Source organism: Peribacillus sp. B65 (genome assembly GCF_058513295.1).
The window spans coordinates 3370493-3384916 of record NZ_CP195840.1; the positions used below are offsets into that span (position 1 = coordinate 3370493).

Sequence of the window (14424 nt, forward strand, 5' to 3'; positions counted from 1 at the left end):
TTATGAACAATCAATTGCTTAAGGATAATGTAAAAGTCGGCACACCGGTAATTTCAGAAATGAGCGTTATTCCAGTTGCGGGCCATGACGGCATGCTGCTGAACTTAAGTGGTGCCCATGCTCCATATTTCACCCGGAACATTGTCATTCTAAAAGACAATGCGGGTAATACAGGTGTAGGTGAAGTTCCTGGGGGCGAAAAAATCCGCCAAACTCTAGAAGATGCCAAACAATTGGTTGTCGGCCAGTCCATTGGGGCATACAACAACATTCTGAATACCATCCGTAAGCAGTTTGGGGACCGCGATGCTGGAGGGCGCGGCCTTCAGACGTTCGATCTCCGTATTGCCATTCATGCCGTAACAGCATTGGAAGCGGCACTTCTTGATTTAGTTGGCCAATATTTAGGTGTTCCTGTCGCAGCCCTTCTCGGTGAGGGACAGCAGCGTGATAAGGTGGAAATGCTGGGCTACTTATTTTATGTAGGTAACCGCAATAAAACAGATCTTGGTTATTTAAGCGAACCGGAAGCGGAAGATGACTGGCTTCGCCTCCGTCATGAGGAAGCGCTGACACCCGAATCGATTGTCCGCTTGGCAGAAGCCGCCCATTCTCGCTATGGATTTAATGATTTTAAATTGAAAGGCGGGGTTTTACGCGGGGAGGAAGAAATCGAAGCGGTGACGGCACTTGCGGAACGCTTCCCTGAAGCCAGGATCACGCTTGATCCAAATGGCGGCTGGCTGCTTGAGGATGCGATTAAACTTTGCAGGGATCAGCATCATGTTTTAGCTTATGCGGAAGATCCATGCGGAGCGGAAAATGGTTTTTCCGCCCGGGAAATCATGACGGAATTCAGGCGTGCAACGGGCCTTCCAACCGCAACGAACATGATTGCAACGGACTGGAGGCAAATGGGGCACTCCATTCAACTTCAATCCGTGGACATCCCTCTTGCCGATCCGCATTTTTGGACGATGCAGGGCTCCGTCCGTGTCGCTCAAATGTGCAACGACTGGGGATTGACATGGGGATCACACTCGAATAATCACTTTGACATTTCACTTGCCATGTTTACACACGTTGCAGCAGCCGCACCAGGAAAAATCACAGCAATCGATACCCACTGGATTTGGCAGGATGGGCAGCGTTTGACGAAAGAACCTTTTAAAATTGTCGGCGGTATGGTCGATGTCCCTTCCAAACCTGGACTTGGAATTGAAGTGGATATGGAACAAATCGAGAAGGCACACCAGCTTTATAAACAAAAAGGACTTGGTGCCCGTGATGATTCAATGGCGATGCAATACCTGGTTTCCGGATGGAAGTTCAATCCAAAATCTCCTTGCCTTGTGAGATGATTTTTTTCCTACATTGCGTGCGTCTCTCTCTTTAGAGAGGCGCATTTTACTTTTTTTGGACGTAGGTCTTCTCATACTCACATGCAAATAAGTGTATTATATTATATAATTAGTCTTACAGTATGAATACATATAGGATTTAACAGAAAAGGGGTTACACAATGGAAGAATCGTCAAAGAAATTAGGCGTACAATCGGTACATCGCAACACTCTTTCACAACAAGTCGTGGATCAAATTGTGCATCTGCTCGTCAGCGGACAAATGAAAGCGGGCGACAAACTGCCTCCTGAAATGGAACTTATGAAAGAACTTGAAGTAAGCAGGCCTGTTTTACGTGAGGCGCTCAGTGCACTTGATACACTAGGTGTCATTACTCGAAAAACACGTGAAGGAACCTTTTTTAACGATAAAATCGGTACACATCCATTCTCTGTCATGCTGGCGCTGGCTACAGATAATTTACCAGCGATCATCGAAGCGCGAATGGCTTTGGAGTTGGGATTAGTAACGATGGCTGCCGAGAAGATCACAGACGAACAATTGGAGAAACTGCAAGTTACGATTGAGACGATTGCCAATAGTGAAGACAACGATTATGGAGAGGCCGATAAAGAATTTCACAAGATCATAGCTTTAAGTGCAAACAATCCCATTATTGAAGGCATGATCGATTCTTTATTGATTACACATAATAAAATTAATAGCCTGATTCAATTCAGAGAACGGGAACTGACTGTAAAGTATCATAAAGCCATCTATGCGGCACTTGCAGCACATGATCCGCATGAAGCATTTAGCCAAATGTACAAACACCTTGATTACGTCCGTCAGAAAGTCCTTCAATATTCTCACGCCAATTAATATATCGTTTGAGAGGTATCGCAGCAAACTGATGGATCACTCAGTGATCCAATTTCATAGGGAAAGTGGATTTTTTCTGGGAACCTATTTTGCTTCCAAGATTTCAGAGTTCAACTTATCTTTTAAATCCAATTGATAGCATAATTCTTTTTGAGAGAAAAACTGGATAGTAGTTCGAACTATCCAGCCCCCACTTATCCACTTTCGATTGAAATGACAATGTCAGGACTACCGAATGAAGTAAAAACTTCCTCTAGCAAATTGTCTGGCTAACCAAATTCCCCCTACAATGATCCTGCCTATGCTCCACTCAAAAAAATGCATCCCTGCTAACTAGCAGGAATGCATATATCAGTCACTAAGTTCTTGACCATTCTTTTTAATTTACGGGCTTAATATGCACTCCAACCAGCATCTGCGGTGATGACAGTACCATTAACAAAACTGGAATCGTCTGAAGCAAGGAATAATGCCACTTTAGCGATTTCCTCAGGTTTGCCATTGCGTGGATTGATAGCCATACCCAATTGTTGGCGAGAGAAGCCAAACTCATTGATATTCGTCATGCTGGAACCAATATTGGTTTCAACTCCGCCTGGTGCTATTGCATTGCAGCGAATCCCTTTATTGGCATACATAAAGCCCGTGTTTTTTGTGAACCCAACGACTGCGTGCTTAGAGGCAGTGTATGCTGCACCTGCTCGAGCACCGTACAAACCGCCAGCAGAAGCAATATTGATGATGACCCCTTTTTGTTTTTCTAAAAAGATCGGCAACACCTTTCTAGTCGAACGCATGACGCTAGTCGTGTTAATGGCAAAAATCCGATCCCATCTAGAATCTTCAATGTCTCCAGCAGGTTCCATGCCATCCATGATACCCGCGTTATTCACCAAAATATCCACCGTACCGTAAGTACTGACCGTGGTATCTATCAAATGTTGAATATCTTCCTCCACCGCCACGTTCGTTTTAATGGCAAAGGCCATTCCGCCATTCGCTTTTATTTCTTCTACCGTCTCGTTCGCACCATCAAGATTTAAGTCCGATACGACGACTTTCGCACCTTCTCTAGCATAATCTATAGCAATTTGTTTTCCCATGCCTGACGCTGCACCTGTCACTACTGCAACTTTGTCTTGTAATTTCATTATGAACTCCCCCATTCATTCTAGTGAAGTGATACTTATTGTACAGATGTTCATTAACTACCTTCCTTTATAGTATAATTAGTTTCAGTAGGCTTATACAATCAGCAAATGATGACCTCGATGTTGAACAATGAACAGATAGTGGTCATTATGTTCATTAAAAGCACAATAACGAACAAAGGGTGAAGAAAATGACTGATAATAACACTGGGATTGATAGAAGGATCAGGAAGTCCAAAATGGCTTTGAAAGAATCCCTCATATCATTAATGCAAAATAAGGATTTCAGGGATATATCGATTACTGACATTGTAGAACTCGCCGACCTTAATCGGGGTACATTTTATAAACACTATCAGTACAAAGAGGAACTGCTTGAAGAGGTCATGGAAGATGTCATTGCCGATTTGATCATATCTTACCGGGAACCTTATAAGAACGTTGATACTTTCACCATCAATGAACTAACGGCTTCAGTCATCAAAATATTTGAACATGTAGCTAACTATGCAAACATTTATACCCTTATCCTAAAGTCGAATGCATGGCCTACATTACTGGAACGGATTTGTAATGAGTTAAAGAAACTTCCATTGGAGGACCTCGAAGATTACCGGCCGAACCCTAAGATCAATATAGAACTTGCCTCCAGCTACCAAGCGTATGCGATATTAGGCATGATCATCGAATGGGTCAACACTAGCTTTAAATATAGCGCTGGCTATATGGCTGAACAGTTGCTTGAAATCCTGAATAATAAATCGGTAAATTCCGTCTTTAAAATAAACCATACATTTTAAAGCAGGAATAAGAGGGCTGTATCGGCAACCCTCTTAAGCCCTATTAAAACGCCTGTCCTTTGGAAAGAAACCTTGTTACGGCAGCCAAGAAAGCTGGTAAATTATCTTCATGGACAAAGTGTCCGGCATCCTCTATCGTCACCAATTCGCAATTCGGAATAAGCTCGGAAACTTCCTGCAATTTGTTTTGTGGAATATGGCTCGACCCGCCCCCTATAACAAGCGTCGGCAACATAATATCGGTAAGGCGCGCCCACCATTTGGGATCGGGTTCATTAAGCTGCTGTAGAATCGAAGGCACTACCTGCCAATCAAACGGCAGTGGGACAGCAGGTTTGGAAGGAACCTCCATTGGCTTATCCGAAAAAGGAGGAGGCGTGTCTTCGACAATCAACCTATCTATCCTCGAAGGAAAAGTTTGCGAGAACAGATAGGAAACTGTTCCCCCCATGGAATGCCCCATTAGCGAAAACCTTCCCAAATTAAGCGCATCCGCAAAATGAAGCAAATCATCGCACATCAATTCAAAAGTGTATGTATTAGTTCTCGCACTCCCACCGTGGCCCCGTTGATCTAAGGCTAAAACACGATAATTTTCTCCTAATGCTGCAGCCGCTTGATCCCATGAATCTGCACTTTTCCCCAGCGCGTGAAGAACAACAAGCGGCGGTGCAGAAACATCCCCGCTCTCCCGATATTGAAACGTGAGTCCATTCAACTCAATTTGATTAACCCGTATTTCCATCTCCATTCATCTCCTAGGATCGGATTCGTCATTTTGAACCCGATATATTTAATAAAAACCTCCTAGAATACTATGTTCTCTATAATTAAATTATACTTTTTATGCCTTCACCCATTTATTCGCCCTAACCGGCGATTTATTCGACCTTTACCACATTTATTCATCCTTTAGCCTAGCGGAATTGACGGCAGCGAAGTAATCCATGACAAATAACCGAAATTGCTTGGCTACTGCGGTGAAGTAGCGTTTTTCTGACCAGCCAAGCCCTATTGTTCTTTGACAAACAGGTTCTGTTATTCGGATTTTATGGGATAATGATCCGGTTTGATGAAGCCATGTCAATTCGGATACGAAGGCGATCCCCAACCCTTTCCTGACAAGGTCCGAGATGACAGCTGGTTCATCTCCTTCGAAGGCAATGTGCTGGACGAATCCCGCTTCGAGGCACAATTGGTCGGTTAGGCTGCGGAACCCGAAGCCTGTATTCATACTGATGAATGGTTCATCTTTCACTTCTTTGAGTGTTATGCTTTCCCTGCCAGCCAGCCGGTGATTGGGAGGCACGATCAAGTATATTTCTTCGGTGATCAGCGGTTCCCACCTTAAGTCTGGTCCTTCGATCGGAACGGACGATATGCAATAATCGATTTCTCCTTCAATTAAAAGCTGCTTCATTGATGATATGGATTTTAGGAATTGTTGAAAACGGACATCTGGGTACTGAGATAAAAATGCACCCAATAAATCAGGTAGGACCCTGGGAATGGTAACGGCCAAAGTGATGTTCTTTTGGTCTTGATCTGCTAATTCCACTATTTCGCGCCTTCCTTCATTCAGTTCCGCAAAAGCGCGTTCGACCCGGTTCAAGAATATTCGGCCGGCTGCATTGAGCTTGATTTTCCGGTGTTCCCTATCGAAAAGTGCGACACCCAAATCCTCTTCAAGCCGGGATATGGTTTTACTGAGGGATGGCTGAGCTATTTGAAGTTGTTCCGCAGCCTTCGTCATATGTTCCAGTCGTGCTACGGTTTGAAAGTACTGCAACTGTAATATTTCCATTTTCCCACTCTTTTCGCATAGATTTAAATCTATTATTACATAATCAATTATGTATTATACAGTATCTAAAAAAGCCATTATCATGAAATAATCTCTTATTTAGAAAGGGCAGGCTCAATAATGAAAGGTTTACAACTTGTATTGCAAGATATTAAAGCAATGTGGAAACATAAACACGGGAGAATCGCCTTGATTTTCCTTTTGGTCGTTCCATTGATTTACTCTGGTTTCTTCTTGGCTGGATATTGGAATCCTTATGGACAGTTGGATCAGCTCCCTGTAGCAGTGGTCAATCTCGATAATGGTTCGGAAATGGATGATAAGCCAGTCCAAGCTGGAGATGATTTCGTTAAAGAATTAAAAAAGCAAAAAGAATTGGACTTTCACTTTGTCACGGCAAAAAAGGCTAATACAGGTCTTGAAGAAGGTACCTATTATATGGTTGTCACGATTCCGGACGATTTTTCGGAAAATGTCACGACTTTAATGGATGAAAAACCGGAAAGAGCTAAACTTTTGTATACTGTCAATCCAGGTAAAAACTTCGTTGCCTCACAAATCAGCTCAACTGCTGTTGAAAAGATGACTGCAAAAATCAACGCAAGCATTACGAAAGTCTATTCTGAAGGCATCCTTTCAAAATTCCAGAAGGTTTCTAAAGGCTTGGCGAATGCCGGGGATGGAGCAGAAGAGCTTCAACAAGGAACGGCGGAAGCGAAAAGCGGCAGTGAAAAATTGGATGATGGCATTCAGGATTTAAATGATGGCGCCCAGAAACTGCAAACAGGAAGCACCAAGCTCTTGGGTGGACAAGAAGCCTTAGCTGATGGTGCGAAAGGATTAACATCAGGTTCGCAGAACTTGTATTCCGGCATGAAGCAGCTATCGGATGGACATCACTCATTGGAAAGTGGGATGAATGAAGTAAGTCAGGGTGTTGAGGACTGGTCAGCCGGAAATAAAAAATTGATGCAAGGGCAAGAACAGGCTGCCGATACAGCGAATACTCTTAAGAAACAATTGGATGCCTATATGAAAAGTCATCCTGATGCAATAAAGGATCAAGACTTCAAGCAAATCATTGCCCTATCAGAAGGGTTAACCAAAACAGCCGCCACTTTAAATGCCGGTCAAAGGCAATTGGGAGAAGGTGCTGAAAAAGTGGCTGATGGACAAGAGACCATTCAAACCGGGATGAATGCCTTTGGTGATAAAATGGCACAGGCTACCTCAGGTGCCAAGCAATTAAACGAGGGATCACTAGAATTCGCGAATGGTTTCTCTAATTGGACAAATGGTTTCTCCACTTTAAATGCCGGAATCGTTTCGCTAGCTGGCGGAAGCAGCCAGCTAGCCAGTGGATCGACGGAACTACAAGAAGGACTGGCTTCGCTGGAAACGGGCTCAAGCAAGTTATCCTCCAAGCTTAATGAAGCTGCCGATAAAACGGCTAGTCTTCAGTACGACGATTCGACCACTTCAATGTTCTCTGAACCCGTGCAATTGGTCCAATCCAATTTATCCGAAGTTCCTAACTATGGTACCGGAATTGCCCCTTATTTTCTGTCTTTGGCCTTTTATGTAGGCGGCATCATGGCTTCCAATATCTTGCCGCTTGGCCGCAGGCAGAATCTTAGGGTTACCGGAACCGTTCATTTCACGAATAAATTAATGCTGGTATATGTAATCGGCTTGATTCAGGCACTTCTAGTGGATGCAGTGGTCCTGCTTGGATTCCATTTACATGTAGCAAGTGTCCCTGTATTCATTCTATCTAGCATCATCGTTTCATTTACCTTCATGACGTTCATTCTTATGCTGGTGACCGTATTCGGAGTGGTCGGAAAATTCGCGGCCGTGACCCTTCTCGTGTTCCAATTGGCTACATGCGGAGGAACATTCCCAGGCGAACTGGGCATGTCGCTATTGACGAAAATCGGTCAATTTTTACCTATGGCCCATTCACTAAAGGAACTTCAAGAGGTCATCTCCTTAGGCGGCTGGGAAAACTTGCAGGTGCAGATGTGGATCCTACTTGCCTATCTCGTTTCTGCCGCGATCATTGGCTGGATAGCCAGTCATATCCAGCATGCAAAAGTAACTTCAGAGGAAGTGACATCTTGATGTAAAAAAAGCGCAGTGCAAATGCACTGCGCCTTTTTTGTATAAAAGTGAAATCACCGGGTAAAACATATTTGATTCATGGGTCGATTTAAATAGGTGATAGGTCGAATATTTCCAACGTGGGTCGAATTTAATCGGTGATAGGTCGAATTATTCCAGCGGGGGTCGAATTTAATCGGCGGTAGGTCGAATTTACTCCAGCGTAGGTCGATTTAATTAGGTGATAGGTCGAATTATTCCAACGTGGGTCGAATTTAATCGGCGGTAGGTCGAATTTACTCCAGCGGGGGTCGAATTACTCCAGCGTAGATCGAATAATTCGCTGTAGCCTGAATTAATTCCGCTGTAAATCAAACTAGATGGCTGATGTTATTAAAAAAAGCCCTATGCTGCCTGACGATTCAGGCGGCATAGGGCTTTTTAATGTTTCATTTAAGCGGTTTGATCTTTTTTCATAGCTGGTTTTTCTTCAGCTGGCCATGCACGCTTAATGAATAATGCCAGAATCAGCGCCACACCGGCAATGAAGGTAGATACAAAGAAGGAGAAGTTAATTCCATCCAGCATTGCCTGCATCCCGATTTGGGCTTTCATTTGGCCCATCATCTCAGCGGTGGGCTGGCTTGTTAATTTGCTCATCGCTTTCGTCATTAAATCTTCGGCAGTAGAAGCTGCACGGTTAGACATGACCGTAACGAGCAATGCCGTACCGATCGCACCGGAAATTTGGTTCAGTGTGTTATTCATGGCTGTACCGTGCGGGTTCATGCGGGCTGGCAGCGAGTTCAAACCATTTGTCATGATCGGCATCATGGACATTGACATCCCGAAGGAACGAACGGAAAACAGGATTACAATTTCTGTATACGTAGTTTCCATTGATAATTTACTTAGCAAATACGTAGTTACCACGGTGATAAGCAAACCGATTGAAGCAAGGATGCGGGCACCGAACTTATCGAAAAGCTTACCGGTAACCGGTGACATGAGGGCCATTAATAACGCACCTGGAAGCATCAGTAATCCAGAATCGAATGGTGAAATGCCACGTACTGTTTGTGTGTACATCGGAATTAAGATCATCCCCGAGAACATCGCCATGTTCAGTACGATTGAGATCGTTGCGGATAAAGCGAACATCGGGTGCTTGAAGATCTTGAACTCAAGCATTGGTGTTTCCATTTTAAGCTGGCGTGTTATGAAAAGGATCAGGGAGATGGCACCGACAATCAGTGTGCCGTATACCTCAAGGCTATCCCAACCTTTGCTGCCTGCCGAACTGAATCCGTAAAGCAAACCGCCGAAGCCTAAGCTTGAAAGAATGACCGATATTTTATCAATTGAGATATCTACTTTTTCCTTGTGGTCTTTAAGTTTAAAGAAGCCGAAAATAAGCACTAGTAAAGCTAGCGGAGTAATGAAATGGAATAGCATTCTCCAATCATAATGTTCGATGATCCAGCCTGAAAGCGTCGGCCCGATTGCAGGGGCAAACATCATGACCAAACCGAATAGTCCCATTGCCGAGCCCCGTTTTTCAACAGGGAAAGAAGTTAAAAGTACGTTCATTAATAATGGCATCATGATTGCCGAACCGGCAGCCTGAACCATACGTGCGCTCAATAATAGCGGGAATACATGCGCTACACCTGCCACGATTGTCCCGATTGAGAATAGGAGCATGGCTGTCAGGAACAGATTACGTACCGAATATTTCCTTATTAAGAAGGCAGTTGTCGGAATCATGATTCCGTTCACGAGCATGTAGCCAGTTGTCAGCCATTGAACTGTGGAAGTCTCTATTCCCAGGTCTATTTGAATTGATGGCAGTGCAATATTTAAAAGGGTTGAATTCAGTATCGCTATGAACGCCCCGACCATCAATATGGCCAAAATGCCATACGAACCCTTTTTCTCATTTATTTGTGCAGTACTCACTTTTTATCTATTCCTCCATTCAAACTATTGGTTCATTTAATTAGACGAGCGGTATATTCCAATCTCATAAAATCAATAATATACCCCTAGTTCAATTTTTGCAATAGAAATTTACTGGTTTAAATAAGGGTTTGTGCTGTCATGAAAAATAGAGTACGATTAAATTTATACAAGCAGTATAATGAAAATTAGGTGATATGATGAATAATCGAAGGCAGAATGTCATCGATACGGCTCATAAGCTTTTTATTGACAAAGGCTACCAAGCGACGTCCATCCAGGACATTCTAGACGGCAGCGGTATATCAAAAGGTACATTTTATAATTATTTCCCTTCGAAGGGTGAATTATTTATAGCCATTTTCCGTTCCTTTTATACAAAGATTCGCCATGAACGGGAAAAACTGTTGATTGGTCAAGATTCCGCCGATATTGAAATTTTCATCCGGCAGCTAGAACTGCAATTAATGGTGAACAAGCAAAGCAAATTGCTTATCCTGATCGAAGAAGTTCGTGTTTCCAACGATGAAGAATTAAAACAATTCATCAATAAAACGCTATTGTTGAGCTTACGCTGGATGTATAACCGTTTTATCGATATTTTCGGGGAAAGCAAAAAACCCTATCTTTTAGATAGCGTCATTATCTTTCATTCGATGATGACCCACATGAATCATTTTAGTTATCGTGCTAATCCCGCCGGTACACCGGACATACAAATTATCCGCTATTGCATGAACCGCATTGTCCATTTAGTCAATGAAGTGGCTGAAAGCGGGGAACAGATCATTGATCCGGAACTAATGGACACATGGTTTCCAAACTTTACAAACCACCTTGAACCTTGCCATAATGATTTGCTTCATTCCACCACGGAATTGAAAAAAGCGATAAACAAAGCTTTTCCTTGCGATGAAAATCGAACAAGAGCCATTGAATTGGTCGACTTCATCCAAGATGAGCTAATGCAGTCTGACAAACCGCGAGAATTCTTGATAGAAAGTTTGCTGGCCACTTTGAAGACTAGATATGCTTCTCAGGTCCAAGCATACATTGATTCTTTTGAAGAAAGCATCAACTCTTGCTTGAGCCGTTGAAGATTGAAGACACACGCACCTACCGAAATCGGCAGGTGTTTTTTTATGGCTTCTTGCATTGCCCCGATTTTATAAAAAGAGTGGTTTTATTAAAGGTGCCTAAGGAAACACTATCCTTATCATAATAAAGGGAGGTCTACCCACTTGAGTGTGAAAGAGAATGCTTTGTCCATACTGGCTCTGGGCGGAGTGAATGAAATCGGTAAAAACATGTATGTGGTTCAATATGCAAACGATATCGTCATTATTGACTGTGGTGCCAAGTTTCCTGATGAAAGTTTATTAGGAGTCGATTTAATCATTCCTGATATTTCCTTTCTCCAGGAGAATAAGGAGAAGATCCGGGCTTTGATTGTTACTCATGGGCATGAAGATCATATTGGCGGTATCCCCTATTTCTTAAAAAAATTGAATGTACCCATTTATGCCACACGTTTAACACTAGGTTTGATTGAATTGAAATTAAAAGAACATAACCTTTTGGGTGATACGAAGTTAATCCAGATCGACTCGGATTCAAGATTGGAATTCGGAGAGATGGTTCTCGACTTTTTCAAAACGAATCATAGTATACCCGATTGCCTTGGTGTCACCATGCGAACGCCAGAAGGCACGGTCGTTCATACAGGGGACTTTAAGTTTGACTTGACTCCCATGAATGATCAGTATCCCGATATTCATAAAATGGCCAAGATCGGGAGTGAAGGTGTTTTGGTTTTATTATCGGAAAGCACGAACGCTGAACGTCCCGGCTCCAGTCCCTCGGAGCATCTCGTTGGCAGCCATATCGAAGAGGCCTTCATGCAGGCAAAACAGAAAGTCTTTCTTTCGACCTTCGCTTCAAATGTCAATCGAGTTCAACAAGTTGTGAACGCTGCACAGAAGACAAACCGGAAACTTGCCCTAATTGGACGAAGCATGGTGAACGTCGTATCCGTTGCCATTGAACGCGGCTACCTCGAGGTACCTGATGGGATGCTTATCCAACCACATGAAGTCGATAATTATGCTCCTGAAAGGATCGCGGTTTTATGTACAGGAAGTCAAGGGGAGCCGTTTGCTGCCCTTTCCCGCCTTTCCAGTTCAAATTATCGGGATATGAGTATACTGCCTGATGATACAGTGATTCTTGCCTCCACTCCAATACCCGGAAATGAACGGGATGTTTCACGAATCATCGACAACCTATTTCAACTTGGTGCCAAAGTCATTTACGGTTCTGGGACTGTAACAGGCATGCATGTATCCGGACATGCCTATCAGGAAGAGTTGAAGCTCATGCTTACCCTTATGAAACCGAAGTATTTCATTCCAATTCACGGTGAATATCGGATGTTGCACCAACATCGATTACTGGCTGAGTCTGTCGGGGTAGAGAAGGGCAATACTTTCATTATCAGTAATGGCGATGTGGTGGATATTGAAAACTCCGTTGCCCGTCAAACGAGAAAGGTGGCTGCCGGCAATACCTTTGTTGACGGTGTCGGCGTTGGTGATGTTGGAGAAATCGTTCTGCGGGACCGTAAGCAGCTTTCCGAAGATGGCATGCTCGTAATCGTCATAACATTAAGCAAGTCGGAACGAAAAATAGTATCAGGACCCGATACAATTTCCCGTGGATTTGTATATGTTCAAAATTCCGAGGACCTCCTTAAACATGTGAATCGTCTTGTCACGAAAACGGTCAACGACTTACAAAGTGAAAAGATATACCGTTGGAACATCATCAAACAAACCATAAAGAAGGAATTGGGGCACTATCTCTTTACTCAAACTAAGAAAAAGCCAATGATCCTTCCGATCATCATTGAAATTTAGCACCAAATCGAAAGCACACAAAAAGGAACTAGACTTCGTTAGTCGAGTTCCTTTTTTTCAATCAAGTTCTGATTTACTGGCTTTTGCGGCCATCGCCTTGTTCTTATTCCAAACCTTGAATTTCATGAAAACGGCGGCAAGACCGATGATCACGATGAATAAAAGGCTGATGAAAAAACCTGGACGTATTTCTTTTTCAAGCAGAGTGCCACTGACCGCCGCTAAAATTAAAAGAAGTCCGAAAACGGCCGTGATCTTACTCCAAATCTTATTTTCCAAGATTTTAAATGAAGAAAGAATGATGAATGCCCAGTTATACAAAAGTAATATTCCAGCAGATGTTGTGATGTATTCATAAATCTTGCCTGGCAGGAGCAAGGCAGTGATGATTGACCCTAAAAGTCCTAAGGCTCCAAGACCAAGTGAAGGCAGTGGAAGGTCCTTGAATTTCTTGATCTTTTGCATGAATAATGAGGGTGCGTTCCCGTCATTGGAGAGTGTTACCAAAAGATTGGTTACACCAAAAAGTGAAGCGGTCATCGTCGAGAAACCAGCTATTATAATTGCACCATTAAATACGTGCGGGAAAAATGCCAGATGATAGCTGTCCAATGCCGAAACGAATGGACTTTCTTTTTCACTGAATGCCCCTAACGATATCATGGTTACGGCTAACCCCAATGAAACCACATATATGATGGTTAGAACCAAGAGCATGATCGTCCCTGCCTTTGGCGCATCTTCTTTCTTTTTAAGCTGCATCGCCATCAGTCCAATGACCTCAATGCCGCCAAACGCATAAAAAGCATAGATTAGTGATGTCCAAAACCCTTTTAACCCTTTTGGGAATAATTCATTGAACTTATTCGGAAAGGATGGCGGTTTCCCTCCATCAAGACCAAACCAGCCGAAAACGGCACATATTGCTATAATGATAAACATTACGATTGCTGCTGTCTTAATTACCGCAAGGATGTTTTCCACCCTGTCGAACCCTTTTGTTCCCAACAATACCACCACGATTGAAACAATTGCGAATCCGGATGCAAATAGCCACAGCGGTACTTTCGGGAACCAAAATTGAGATAATAGCGAAAGCGCAGTAAGCTGGCTTCCCATGATCAATATATTGGAGGACCAATAATTCCAGCCACAGCTAAAGCCAGCCCATCGTCCAAATGCTTTATTGGCATAATAACAAAAAGAACCCTCTTGAGGATCGGCCGCAGTCATCTTGGCAAGCAGATTATAAACGATGTAGGTACCTAGTGCAGCCAATACAAATGAAAATACAATGGATGGCCCCGTCGTTTTAATCCCTATAGTCGATCCAAGGAAATACCCTGTCCCGATCGTACAGCCTACACCGACCAATGATAGCTGCCACCATTTCATATCGCCTTGTTGTTCACCCGATGCATTAGAATCTTGGACAGCCTTCCCTTTCGCTGAACTGCAATTGGCTTTT

General features: G+C 43.2%; 11 protein-coding genes. 6 read left to right on the plus strand and 5 right to left on the minus strand.

Annotated elements, in window-relative coordinates:
* Window positions 1-2: 2 nt before the first annotated feature.
* The gene (gudD, locus tag ACSR9O_RS16510) at window positions 3-1361 is read left to right on the plus strand and encodes a glucarate dehydratase (RefSeq protein WP_230176611.1); all 1359 of its coding nucleotides are present in this window, start codon (window positions 3-5) and stop codon (window positions 1359-1361) included.
* 161 nt (window positions 1362-1522) lie between these two features.
* A complete protein-coding gene (locus tag ACSR9O_RS16515; protein ID WP_101223161.1) occupies window positions 1523-2224 on the plus strand; it encodes a FadR/GntR family transcriptional regulator in 702 nt (233 codons plus the stop codon).
* 392 nt (window positions 2225-2616) lie between these two features.
* Here ACSR9O_RS16515 and ACSR9O_RS16520 read toward each other — a convergent pair whose 3' ends face one another.
* On the minus strand, window positions 2617-3375 hold the full coding sequence (locus ACSR9O_RS16520) for an SDR family oxidoreductase (protein WP_101223162.1): 759 nt from the start codon (window positions 3373-3375) through the stop codon (window positions 2617-2619).
* Window positions 3376-3566: 191 nt separating this feature from the next.
* Between ACSR9O_RS16520 and ACSR9O_RS16525 the strand changes: the two genes are divergently transcribed.
* Window positions 3567-4175, plus strand: coding sequence for a TetR/AcrR family transcriptional regulator (locus tag ACSR9O_RS16525; protein WP_491724729.1), 609 nt, complete (start codon window positions 3567-3569; stop codon window positions 4173-4175).
* Window positions 4176-4218: 43 nt separating this feature from the next.
* Here ACSR9O_RS16525 and ACSR9O_RS16530 read toward each other — a convergent pair whose 3' ends face one another.
* Complete coding sequence (locus ACSR9O_RS16530) at window positions 4219-4920, minus strand: alpha/beta fold hydrolase (RefSeq protein WP_101223164.1); 702 nt, start codon at window positions 4918-4920, stop codon at window positions 4219-4221.
* A gap of 156 nt (window positions 4921-5076) precedes the next feature.
* Window positions 5077-5979: a LysR family transcriptional regulator gene (locus ACSR9O_RS16535; protein WP_260358475.1), complete on the minus strand. Its 903-nt coding sequence runs from the start codon at window positions 5977-5979 to the stop codon at window positions 5077-5079.
* 120 nt (window positions 5980-6099) lie between these two features.
* Here ACSR9O_RS16535 and ACSR9O_RS16540 point away from each other — a divergent pair, with 120 nt between their 5' ends.
* Complete coding sequence (locus ACSR9O_RS16540) at window positions 6100-8103, plus strand: YhgE/Pip family protein (RefSeq protein ID WP_491724730.1); 2004 nt, start codon at window positions 6100-6102, stop codon at window positions 8101-8103.
* 432 nt (window positions 8104-8535) lie between these two features.
* Here the strand turns inward: ACSR9O_RS16540 and ACSR9O_RS16545 are convergent, their stop codons facing one another.
* Complete coding sequence (locus tag ACSR9O_RS16545) at window positions 8536-9984, minus strand: DHA2 family efflux MFS transporter permease subunit (RefSeq protein WP_230176839.1); 1449 nt, start codon at window positions 9982-9984, stop codon at window positions 8536-8538.
* A 254-nt stretch (window positions 9985-10238) separates the two neighbouring features.
* Between ACSR9O_RS16545 and ACSR9O_RS16550 the strand changes: the two genes are divergently transcribed.
* Together ACSR9O_RS16550 and ACSR9O_RS16555 are read left to right on the plus strand one after the other, a co-directional pair.
* Window positions 10239-11138: a TetR/AcrR family transcriptional regulator gene (locus ACSR9O_RS16550; protein WP_230176606.1), complete on the plus strand. Its 900-nt coding sequence runs from the start codon at window positions 10239-10241 to the stop codon at window positions 11136-11138.
* 144 nt (window positions 11139-11282) lie between these two features.
* A complete protein-coding gene (locus ACSR9O_RS16555) occupies window positions 11283-12956 on the plus strand; it encodes a ribonuclease J (RefSeq protein ID WP_101223168.1) in 1674 nt (557 codons plus the stop codon).
* A gap of 57 nt (window positions 12957-13013) precedes the next feature.
* Here ACSR9O_RS16555 and ACSR9O_RS16560 read toward each other — a convergent pair whose 3' ends face one another.
* Window positions 13014-14351 (minus strand): amino acid permease, encoded by a 1338-nt coding sequence (locus tag ACSR9O_RS16560; protein ID WP_230176838.1) that lies wholly within the window; start codon window positions 14349-14351, stop codon window positions 13014-13016.
* Window positions 14352-14424: the final 73 nt, after the last annotated feature.

Excerpts from the sequence above, each read along its gene's own strand:
- ACSR9O_RS16540 (WP_491724730.1), top strand. The coding sequence starts at position 6,100 with ATGAAAGGTTTACAACTTGTATTGCAAGATATTAAAGCAATGTGGAAA.
- ACSR9O_RS16530 (WP_101223164.1), bottom strand. The coding sequence starts at position 4,920 with ATGGAAATACGGGTTAATCAAATTGAGTTGAATGGACTCACGTTTCAA.
- ACSR9O_RS16520 (WP_101223162.1), bottom strand. The coding sequence starts at position 3,375 with ATGAAATTACAAGACAAAGTTGCAGTAGTGACAGGTGCAGCGTCAGGC.
- gudD (WP_230176611.1), top strand. The coding sequence starts at position 3 with ATGAACAATCAATTGCTTAAGGATAATGTAAAAGTCGGCACACCGGTA.
- ACSR9O_RS16535 (WP_260358475.1), bottom strand. The coding sequence starts at position 5,979 with ATGGAAATATTACAGTTGCAGTACTTTCAAACCGTAGCACGACTGGAA.
- ACSR9O_RS16515 (WP_101223161.1), top strand. The coding sequence starts at position 1,523 with ATGGAAGAATCGTCAAAGAAATTAGGCGTACAATCGGTACATCGCAAC.
- ACSR9O_RS16550 (WP_230176606.1), top strand. The coding sequence starts at position 10,239 with ATGATGAATAATCGAAGGCAGAATGTCATCGATACGGCTCATAAGCTT.
- ACSR9O_RS16545 (WP_230176839.1), bottom strand. The coding sequence starts at position 9,984 with ATGGTCGGGGCGTTCATAGCGATACTGAATTCAACCCTTTTAAATATT.
- ACSR9O_RS16560 (WP_230176838.1), bottom strand. The coding sequence starts at position 14,351 with ATGAAATGGTGGCAGCTATCATTGGTCGGTGTAGGCTGTACGATCGGG.
- ACSR9O_RS16525 (WP_491724729.1), top strand. The coding sequence starts at position 3,567 with ATGACTGATAATAACACTGGGATTGATAGAAGGATCAGGAAGTCCAAA.